The organism is Peribacillus frigoritolerans, from assembly GCF_001636405.1.
GTDB classification, from domain to species: domain Bacteria; phylum Bacillota; class Bacilli; order Bacillales; family DSM-1321; genus Peribacillus; species Peribacillus frigoritolerans.
Genome location: NZ_KV440950.1, coordinates 5,450,671 through 5,459,700, shown reverse-complemented (window position 1 = coordinate 5,459,700; position 9,030 = coordinate 5,450,671). Strand labels below are relative to the sequence as shown.

The 9,030-nt window shown below is 38.9% G+C and carries 8 protein-coding genes and 1 riboswitch; of the genes, 7 read left to right on the top strand and 1 reads right to left on the bottom strand.

What is annotated here, in order from left to right; genetic code table 11:
* Positions 1-316: 316 nt before the first annotated feature.
* Positions 317-1,156 carry a tyrosine-type recombinase/integrase gene (locus A6755_RS25670; protein WP_034306417.1) on the top strand — a complete coding sequence of 280 codons (840 nt, stop codon included), beginning with the start codon at positions 317-319 and terminating at the stop codon, positions 1,154-1,156.
* A 215-nt stretch (positions 1,157-1,371) separates the two neighbouring features.
* On the opposite strand, the gene A6755_RS25665 is transcribed toward A6755_RS25670, so the two are convergent.
* On the bottom strand, positions 1,372-4,503 hold the full coding sequence (locus A6755_RS25665) for an efflux RND transporter permease subunit (protein ID WP_063592382.1): 3,132 nt from the start codon (positions 4,501-4,503) through the stop codon (positions 1,372-1,374).
* Between the two features lie 189 nt (positions 4,504-4,692).
* Between A6755_RS25665 and A6755_RS25660 the strand changes: the two genes are divergently transcribed.
* The 6 genes from A6755_RS25660 (at position 4,693) to A6755_RS25645 (ending at position 8,650) form a co-directional block, all read left to right on the top strand.
* Positions 4,693-5,571: a TetR/AcrR family transcriptional regulator gene (locus A6755_RS25660; protein ID WP_063592381.1), complete on the top strand. Its 879-nt coding sequence runs from the start codon at positions 4,693-4,695 to the stop codon at positions 5,569-5,571.
* Between the two features lie 130 nt (positions 5,572-5,701).
* Positions 5,702-5,884, top strand: coding sequence for a hypothetical protein (locus A6755_RS26480; RefSeq protein WP_084738138.1), 183 nt, complete (start codon positions 5,702-5,704; stop codon positions 5,882-5,884).
* Positions 5,845-6,333, top strand: a complete 489-nt coding sequence (locus A6755_RS26475; RefSeq protein WP_084738135.1) for a diacylglycerol/lipid kinase family protein — start codon at positions 5,845-5,847, stop codon at positions 6,331-6,333. Before A6755_RS26480 ends, A6755_RS26475 begins: the two co-directional genes overlap by 40 nt.
* Entirely contained in the window at positions 6,330-6,593 is a 264-nt protein-coding gene (locus tag A6755_RS26470) for a diacylglycerol kinase family protein (RefSeq protein WP_084738130.1), read from the top strand. Before A6755_RS26475 ends, A6755_RS26470 begins: the two co-directional genes overlap by 4 nt.
* A gap of 120 nt (positions 6,594-6,713) precedes the next feature.
* Positions 6,714-7,376, top strand: coding sequence for a hypothetical protein (locus tag A6755_RS25650; protein ID WP_063592380.1), 663 nt, complete (start codon positions 6,714-6,716; stop codon positions 7,374-7,376).
* A gap of 14 nt (positions 7,377-7,390) precedes the next feature.
* Entirely contained in the window at positions 7,391-8,650 is a 1,260-nt protein-coding gene (locus A6755_RS25645; RefSeq protein ID WP_063592379.1) for an efflux RND transporter periplasmic adaptor subunit, read from the top strand.
* 199 nt (positions 8,651-8,849) lie between these two features.
* Positions 8,850-8,997: riboswitch (cyclic di-AMP (ydaO/yuaA leader) on the top strand.
* Positions 8,998-9,030 lie beyond the last annotated feature (33 nt).

Here is a 9,030-nt window from a genome sequence, read left to right as displayed (position 1 = left end):
TAAGCTCTTCAGCGCCGATGGTAGTTGGGGGTTTCCCCCTGTGAGAGTAGGACGCCGCCAAGCCATTTGAAAAGACCAGCCATCCGGCTGGTCTTTTTTGAGGTCGTTATCTTCAGTACTTATTATTTAAACCTGTTATAGACTAAAGAAAGTTATATGCAGGATAAATGGTAGTACATACTATTAATGCATCTGAATATCTATAGTTATCTGTCTTACCATATCAGTTAAAGACAAAGGGACAGAATTCTTCGTTTCTGTAGGGATTTATGTTAAACTTAACATAGTTCTGAAACTGTCATTGGGGGAATAGCCGATGGATACCTCTGCTAAAGATGAAATGATTTTTTCGTTTGCTGAATGGTTGAGAGACCAAGGGAAATCAGCTAATACGATCAAAACGTATACTGGTGTCCTTTCACAGTTTTGTGACCAGACACAAAAGATATTGATGGAGATCCATTCTGAAGATGTTCAGGGTTATCTTGATAATTTAGAAAATTGCAAGAAAAGCCCAGGGACAATCGAAAAACACTATATCGCATTAAATGTCTTCTTTAAATTTTTAGGTAAACCGCAAGTGATGCTTTCTGTGGAACGTAAAGTTAAGGAGCACAAGCTTGAGGTACCTGAAACTTTAAGCCTCAATGAGCAGCAGATACTGTTAAGAGATATAGAAGCAGAAGGGAATCTAAGGAACATTGCCATCGTCTACCTTTTGTTACATACTGGAATTCGTGTCTCCGAATTATGTGACTTAAATGGCCGTGACGTCATCATGGAAACAGAGCGGAATTATATACTTGTCCGGAACGCAAAAGGTGAAATCGACAGATCCGTACCCCTTACGATATCGGCCATTCAACATGTACAAAATTATCTTTTTTCTTTAAAAGAAAAAGCAGATCCGTTATTCATCTCAAGCTATAATCAAAGGATCACTCCGAGGTCAGTTCAATATATATTGAAAAAATACAATGTGCATCCGCATAAACTGCGACATACTTTTTGTCAAAGGTTAGTGGATAATGGAATAGATATACAAACGATATCAAAGCTTGCCGGTCATAAAGATTTAAACGTAACGAAGCGTTATCTAAAAGAAAAATCGCTGGATCTGGCAAATGCGATAGATCAAACTTTCACGAAACACTAATATAAAGAAATGAAAAAGGGAAGAGAGATCTTTCCTTTTTTTGTTTAAACAAACAGATTCCTTGGAAATGACGAATAGGACGTTTTGTCTTAAGAGATGGGACGGGTTGAAAGAAGAGGAATATAGTCAGTCAAAAGGGCCGAACATATTGATGCATTGTTGAATCAAAAAAGAGGGGATTCCTTATTTCAGGAATCCCCTCTTTTTTTTCTTCGTTACTTAACTGTTTTTTTCTTCTTTTTACCTATTTTCATTATAAATTCATATACTACCGGCACTATTACAAGTGTTAGCAATGTAGAACTCACCAGTCCGCCGATAACGGTAATTCCCAAACCTTGTGATATTAATCCACTGCCTTCCGCACCGATTGCCAGAGGTATTAAAGCGCCGATTGTGGCAAGGGCAGTCATCAGGATAGGGCGTAGACGGGTGGATCCTGCCTCGAGTAAAGATTCCCTGGTAGATAGCCCGGATTCTTCATTCTTGATAACACGGTCCACTAATACGATGGCATTGGTCACGACGATACCTATAAGCATCAGGACACCCATCATTGCCGAAACGCTGATGGTCTCACCTGCAATGAATAGCCCTGCCAATGCCCCGATTACCGTAAATGGTAAGGAGAAGAGAATGGCTATTGGTGCTAAACCACCATGGAAAGTAACCACTAGGACAAAGTATACGATAGCAACGGCCGCTAACATAGCGATACCAAGTTGAGTGAATGATTCTTGGATATCTTCCGTCACTCCGCCGTAGTCTATAGAGACGCTTGCAGGAAGGTCTAATTTATCAACTTCCTTCTGTACCTCAGCTGTCACTGCGGCCACATCATCCGATTTGATTGTTGCAGACACGTCGGCATAAATTTTTCCATCGCGGCGGCTGATTGTATCGGAAGCTTTGCCTTCTTCGATTTTCACAAGCTCTTTCAATGGGATTTCCATTCCCATTGGAGAAGAAATTTTCGTATTCTCTAGATCTTTTTTGTCTTCGAATGTCGTTTCTTTTGTCTCGACATATACTTTGACTTCTTCTCCATCTTTCTTAATGGTAGTTAAAGCATCATCCTTATTCGTGTTGGCGATGGACATGCCAATTTGTGCAGCTGTCAGTCCAAGGGCACTTAGCTTTTCTTGGTCTGCAACTAGAGTGTATTGCTCATAAGCATTTAAAAGACTTGTATCAACATCTTTTAAATCTTTATTTTTCTTCATGATATTTTGAATATCATCAATTACCGGTTCAATATCTTTTTGTGTATTTCCGTAAACAAACAGAGTGGTCTCGTTGCTTGATGTTGATGTGAAATCTTGTTGTTTCCATGTTCCAGGTGAATCAAGTTCAGTTAACTCTTTTATGACGGTTTCTTTTTTGTCCCCGAAATTTTCGGTGTCTTCGTCATAGAGTACATAGAAGAGAGCCGAGTTACTCGAGCCGCCCATCATGCCTCCGCCCATCATGCTTTCGCCAAGTGTGTATTGAACGGTCTTCACATCGTCTTTATCCATGAAGTATTTTTCCACTTTTTCTGTTTGCTTTTCAATATCCTCTTTTAACTCTCCAGGTGCGGGAGTGTAAGTGACGATGATCGTTTTTTCTTCATCTGCAGGCATGAAGCTTACACCGATGCTTGGGATTAGGAATAAACTTCCAACTAATAATACAATGGCTGTGCCGAAAGTGATTAGTTTATGGTTTAATGACCAATCCAGTGATTTTCGATAGAATGCTGATAGTTTGCTTGGTTTTTCTTCATGTGATTTTAATTCTTTTTTAGATAGTCCCTTTTTAAATAAAGAGTCTGCCATTGCCGGAACAAGTGTGATGGCGATTATTAATGAAGCGACTAATGCAAACACCATTGTTAAGGCGAATGGCGTGAATAGTTCCCCGACAGGTCCTGTAACGCTTGCTAAAGGCAGGTATACGGCTACAGTAACGATTGTCGATGAAAGGATGGGGATGAACATTTCCTTAGTGGCAGATCGTATTAATTCGCCGCCTTTTAATTGTTCGCCTTTTAAAGCCATTCTTCTATAAATATTTTCTATGACGACAATGGAGTCATCAACGACTCGGCCAATCGCAACGGTCATGGCCCCAAGTGTCATGACATTCAATGAAATATCCATTTGTTTGAGCACCAAAAGGGCTGCTAACAGGGATAATGGAATCGAAATGACGGAAATGAGAGTCGTTTTAAAGTTCCTAAGGAACAGCATGATGACAATGACGGCAAACAGACAGCCGAAGAGTGCCTTGCTGATCATGGTTTCAACGGAATCTTTAATCGGTTTAGCTTGATCGAGAGTAGTGTGTACACTTACCCCATTAAACTCTTCTTTGAAATTCGATGCTTCTTCATTTACTTCGTCGACAATTGCAACTGTATCGGCATCAGGTGATCTTGTAACCTGGATTCCAATCGATTCGCTACCGTTTGTTCTTGAAATCGATTCAGCCTTACCGGTAATTTTAACATCGGCAATATCTGATAATTTCACATTTTGCAGTTGGGCAGGACCTGTTTCCATTTCAGGAGATAATTGATTGGTTTCCTGTCCAGTTTGTGCTGGCGCACCTGTTTTCGGGCCGCCGGTTAAAGGTATCTTTATATTTTTTAGGTCCTTTAATGTGGAAATGTTTCCATCCACAACGATCGTTTTCTCTTTATCATCAAAGTTATATATGCCAAGCGGCATACTGACGTTTGCAGACTGGACAACCTTCTTTACGGTTTCTTCATCGAGCCCGTATTGAGCCATCTTGTCCTGGTCGAATACAAGGCTTCCTTCATTTACTTGCTGTCCGGAAATGGATACGGATGTCACGCCGTCAATTCCTTCAAGTTTAGGCACTAACACCTCTTCGACATTTTTTGTAAGGTCTGGTAAATCAGAAGCCTTATCTGTTACACTGAGTGCGACGACAGGAAAAGCGTTTAATTCTAATTTAGATACGCTCGGGTCATCTACTCCCTCTGGAAGTTCCAATTTCTCTAAAGCTTCTTTCACTTCTTTTACTGCATCATCCATATCCGTATCATAATCATATTGTAATTGGATGGAAGAGGCATTGGCCATGGACGAAGAACTGACTAATTCCACTCCTGGCAAATTTGTTACTTTTAGCTCAATCTGGTCTGTGAGCTTATCTGCTACTTCTTCAGGTGCAGCTCCAGGATAAACAGTGGAGATGCTTATTAAAGGAGTGGAGATGCTTGGTATGGTTTCTTGTTTCATGTTTAAACCGGAGTATAAACCAGCTGCAACGATGATGATGGTAAGCAACCAGATTGCCAATTTATTCTTTAATGAAAATTTAATTATTGAATTCAAGCTTGTACCCTCCATACATAAAATTGTGACCAGCCGGTCACAAACTCAAATATATAGTATATGGATTATGATTGCAACAGATAATATCCGTTAGTACTAACGTTGTGATTTCAAGGGTTTTGGGATACAATTTGGAAGATGTGACCCGTTGGTCACCGATGGACAATTTTAAGAGATAGGATGAATTTGATGAAAGAAAAAAATAAGATGATCATAGATAAGTCTGTAGAGCTTTTCGCGGAAAAAGGCTATCATGCAACTTCGGTTCAGGAAATTGTTGAAAAATGCGGGATAGCAAAAGGGTCCTTTTATAATTATTTTAAATCGAAGGAGGAATTACTAGTCTCCATTTTTAAATTTTACTATGAAGCGTTGACAGACTCATTACTTGATCTTGAACTGGATGCTTCATTGTCCAGTAAAGACAAATTCATGAGGCAGATCACTGTTCACATTGAGCATATGACGGGAAATACCAACTTGATTCAAATGATGATGCAGGAACAAATGGTTCATATCAGCAAGGAACTAGATGGATTTTTACATTATATCCATGAAGAGGGCTTGATTTGGTTCAAGCGTAAAATCATTGAGTTATATCCGGGACTTTCATCTGATCTTCTGCCCGATTGCACCATTATTTTAGATTCGCTTTTCAAAGGATATATCGGAATATTGATCAGGAAACAAAATGCTTTCGATGTAGAATTGTTACCTAGCTTCATATTGAACCGGATGGATTCCATTGTCGCAAGTCTGGAGAACATGGAAGATCCATTATTGAAACAATTTCCCCTACCAGGTTGCTCGATGCGGGATATGAGCCCAAAAGAAGAAATCCATTCGATTATCGACAGGATGCTGGAAGTGGAAACGCGTAAAGAAGAGGGAATGGAAACACGTAAAATTACGGAAGCCTTAAAGGCACTCCAGGAAGAATTTTCAAAAGTTAGGCCAAGCTCAATCATCTTGGAAAGCCTTTTGTTATTTTTGGAAAAAAATGAAAAAAGGAGCCCCTTGTGTTCAAAGCTTATCTTATTGATGAAGGATTATTTGCTGTATATATGAAGGCTTTACTGAAAGGGGCGAAAGCCTCTTTTTCATTTAAATTTTTAATGAGATTTAAAACGGAGATTTAGGAAAAAGTAAAAAGTGATGGGAAGAAGGCAGTTCTTTCAATAATATGGGGGCTGGAATCATGCGATGGAAAAAGGGAATGCTGATTTATAATAAAAATGCAGGGAATGATAAACTCGAAAGGAATCTAGGAGGGTGTCTTCCGGTATTAGCTCCACATATTGATGAGTTTCTCATTCTACAAACAAAGCAAAAAGGCGATGCATGCCGTTATTGTTTAAATATGGTGAAGAAATGGATGTAGTTTTCGTATTGGGAGGAGATGGAACGGTACATGAGTGTATAAATGGCCTTTCACCCCTTCAGAAGCGGCCGTTGTTTGGGGTTTTACCTGGAGGGACTTGCAATGACTTCTCCAGGACATTAAAGAGTCCTCAAAATGTTCGTCAAGCTGCGGAAGCATTAGTAAACGGTAAGGTTCGTCCAATTGATATTGGTAAGTCCAATAACGATTATTTTTCCAATTTCTGGGGAGTTGGACTTATTTCAGATGCTTCAAATAATATTGATGAGCAGGAAAAAAGCAGGTTCGGAAAGATAGGATATTTATTAAGCGCTGTAAGGACGATTGGTGGGAGTGCTCCCTTTTCCTATAAAGTGGAATATGATGGGAATTTCATTGAAGGGGAAGCAGTTATGATTTTGGTCTTGAATGGTTGTTTTATCGGCACTAATTTATGCCCTTTCCCATGATTAGACCAGACGATGGGCTCTTTGGCGTTGCCATCCTGGAAAATGCAAACCTTGGTGCATTTTTAGAAATAATAGCGATGAAACGTTCATGGACTCAAAGTATGAGTTCAGACTCTGGGGTGACTTATTTACAAGCAGGTACCTTGACTATTGAATCCAAGAGGCCGCTTGATGTTGATATGGATGGAGAGAACTATAGGCAAACTCCTTCACGCATTAAAGTCCTTGCCCACCATTTGCCAGTATTAACACCAAATTAGTGTGGGGATTCGGGAAAGACTTATGTGTTTTTTTTGTATATTCATTCCTTATTTCTGCAATTGTTTCCAAAATAGGATAAAATGTATGATGATATATCATTTTTTGCAGGAGGACCAATTATGGTGTACCAGGTAGGATTGTTAAAGGGCATTTTACAGCCTTATCGGAGTCGTTATCAGCTGCAAAATGCAGAGGCAGTCACAAAGCTTGGATTGAAATTAATATTTATATTTTTTCTTAGTCTAATAGTATTCGCCGTTGGGGGATATTTTGGCATTGGTTCAGAATCATTCTCCAAAGAAATCACGAAGATGAGCGCCAATGAATTCGAAGCTGCAAAGTTGCTGATTTTGAGCGGCAATATAATAACAGGAATAATCGACCCTTCCATATACATATTTTTAGCAGCTCTATTCTTTTGGATCGTTACTGATATCCCCTATATAAAATTAGTTATCGTTCAAATGATTCTTTTAAGCCTGCAATTAGTGGAAAAAACATTATTGATTCCCTTATTCGTTTTAATGGATATAGGCAGCGATGCCAATCCTTTTTCATTGGGGATCATCAGTCAGTATTTTCTCAGAAGTGATTATTTCATTCACTTTTTCAGTGAAATTACCATTTTTCAATTTCTCATTATTGCTCTGCAATATTTTTATTTAAAGGAATTTACAGAACGTAATAATTATTTGGTCCTTTTAATGATTGTTCTATTCTATTTGGCCACATGGTTTGTTAAAGCCTTTTTAGGATACATCCAAGTAGGCGTATTTGTATAAAGCGGGTGAAATGAATGAGCGGTAACTGGAAAATAGCGGCGGTCTCCATTGCTTCGATAGTGTTAATAACCGTTAACTTATACCTTATTGAAAAAAAAGAAAGCAAAGTGGAACGGACGGTTTTCGTTGAAAACTGGACTAAGGTAAAAAAAGATACAATTACGGATACTATCCAAACAAATGGGGTAATTAAACCAGTAGAAGAGTATGATATCTATTTTGATGCCAAGAAAAATGATTTTAAGAAATTCCTTGTAAAAGAAGGTGATTCGATTACGGCTGGCTCCTCGTTGTTTGAGTATACGGCGACCGAACGTGATGCGCTTAAAGCGAGTTTGGAAGCGGAGAAAACGGCAGCTGAGGGGGAAATGGCAGGGATTGAGGAATACATAGGGAAGTTGAGGTCTTATCAGGGGACCGTGACCAGTGAACCTGAAGCGGCAATTGATGAATCGGTGGAAAAAAACTTGAATATTGATATAACGACAAGCTCTTCAGATCTTATTAAAAGTAACATTGAGCAAGAAATGTACAAGCAGGAACTAGAAAAAAACAGGTTGGATGAAAAAGTGAATATGCTTGACGCTAAATTAAGTTCGATTGAGGAGCAGTCCAGTGCAATTGTGACGACGAGCGAGGCTGATGGTGTCGTTAAAAATATCAATAAAAACCTTGATAATCCCATTATATCCATCGTTTCGACAAATATGGCAATTGAAGGGTATCTCTCCGGAGAGGAAATGAAAAAGGCTGAAGTGGGCATGACTATAAAAGCAAGTTCCTCTGATTCAAAAAAGGCATTGAAAGGGACGATTGGCCGTATCCATTCCTATCCCGCTGAAGAGCCATCATTAAAAAAAGATAACAGATTTCCATTTCAGGCTTTAATCGAACCGGAAGGCGAAGAAACGGAACCTCTGTTGGTGGGATCGAAAGTGAATCTTACTGTAATAACCAATGAGAAAGCCGGTGTACCCTCCATACCGATAGGGGCGGTACAATACCAAAAACATCCTTATATTTACAAGTTGACGAATAAAGGCCATTTGGATAAACATTACATTACAAAAGGTCTTAAGGCTGAAGGGAAGCAAGAAATCATAAAGGGACCGTCTGTAGGTGACGTCATCCTCCTGAAGCCGAATGTGGCAGTGAAGAACCATTCTTATTTTATTACCCCGATTCAATTTGAAAAAGTGAAAGCTGGAACTTATAAAAAATTCACCTCTAGGGAAAAAGTAAGATACCTGTTACTTGGCATTCTGGAAAAATAACCGCTTTTTTCACAAGAGAGGTGATGTCAAATTAGGAATTAATTATATAAATATAACTTATTTGATTAAAAATCGGGAAGCGTAATTATAGATAGAATAGCTATTAATACAGAATATTCAGACATATTTAAAGACCTTTTTCTAGAACGGATGCGAATAAATATTTACAGATTATCATTTTTAGTATAATATTTTATTATAAGTTAACTCGCTTAATCTTATTCCAAGAACGGGGGACCCATTTTTGTGGATTTTATCCGCTAGGGGTGAATTCAGAAATGAAAGGGCTTTTTGTGTTTCCAATCCTAACCCGACAGCTAACCTCGTCAGCGTCTTCAAGGGAACATGTGTGAATATTCACGCCTATAAGAAATCGACAC

Coding starts and splice junctions, on each gene's coding strand:
- A6755_RS25670 (WP_034306417.1), top strand. CDS start 317: ATGGATACCTCTGCTAAAGATGAAATGATTTTTTCGTTTGCTGAATGG.
- A6755_RS25660 (WP_063592381.1), top strand. CDS start 4,693: ATGAAAGAAAAAAATAAGATGATCATAGATAAGTCTGTAGAGCTTTTC.
- A6755_RS26480 (WP_084738138.1), top strand. CDS start 5,702: ATGCGATGGAAAAAGGGAATGCTGATTTATAATAAAAATGCAGGGAAT.
- A6755_RS26475 (WP_084738135.1), top strand. CDS start 5,845: ATGCCGTTATTGTTTAAATATGGTGAAGAAATGGATGTAGTTTTCGTA.
- A6755_RS26470 (WP_084738130.1), top strand. CDS start 6,330: ATGATTAGACCAGACGATGGGCTCTTTGGCGTTGCCATCCTGGAAAAT.
- A6755_RS25650 (WP_063592380.1), top strand. CDS start 6,714: ATGGTGTACCAGGTAGGATTGTTAAAGGGCATTTTACAGCCTTATCGG.
- A6755_RS25645 (WP_063592379.1), top strand. CDS start 7,391: ATGAGCGGTAACTGGAAAATAGCGGCGGTCTCCATTGCTTCGATAGTG.